The sequence below is a fragment of the Sulfitobacter sp. CW3 genome (assembly GCF_019392245.1).
Classification (GTDB): domain Bacteria; phylum Pseudomonadota; class Alphaproteobacteria; order Rhodobacterales; family Rhodobacteraceae; genus Sulfitobacter.
This window is the reverse complement of sequence record NZ_JAHXRL010000321.1, coordinates 1-263: the sequence shown is the minus strand read 5'-3', so window position 1 is coordinate 263 and position 263 is coordinate 1. Positions and strand designations below refer to the sequence as shown.

The window sequence follows — 263 nt, the reverse complement described above, 5'->3', positions numbered from 1 at the left end:
CGCTCGCGCAGTCGATCCTGGCCGATTCCTTCCCGCCGGCGAAGCGCGGCCAGGCCTTCGCGCTCTACGGGGTCGCCATCGTGGTGGCGCCGGTGATCGGCCCGACGCTCGGCGGCTGGCTCTCCGACAACGCTTCCTGGCACTGGTGCTTCCTGATCAACGGGCCGGTGGGCGTGATCGCCCTCGGGCTGATGTACTGGCTGATCGAGGACAGCGACGCGGCCAAGAAGGAGCGCCGCGCCCTGGTCCGCAAGGGCATCCGC

Annotated in this window: 1 protein-coding gene; it reads left to right on the top strand. The window is 70.7% G+C overall.

The window, feature by feature from the left end:
- The coding region (locus KZZ06_RS21255) for an MFS transporter (RefSeq protein WP_219581924.1) at positions 1–263 on the top strand (263 nt) is incomplete at both ends.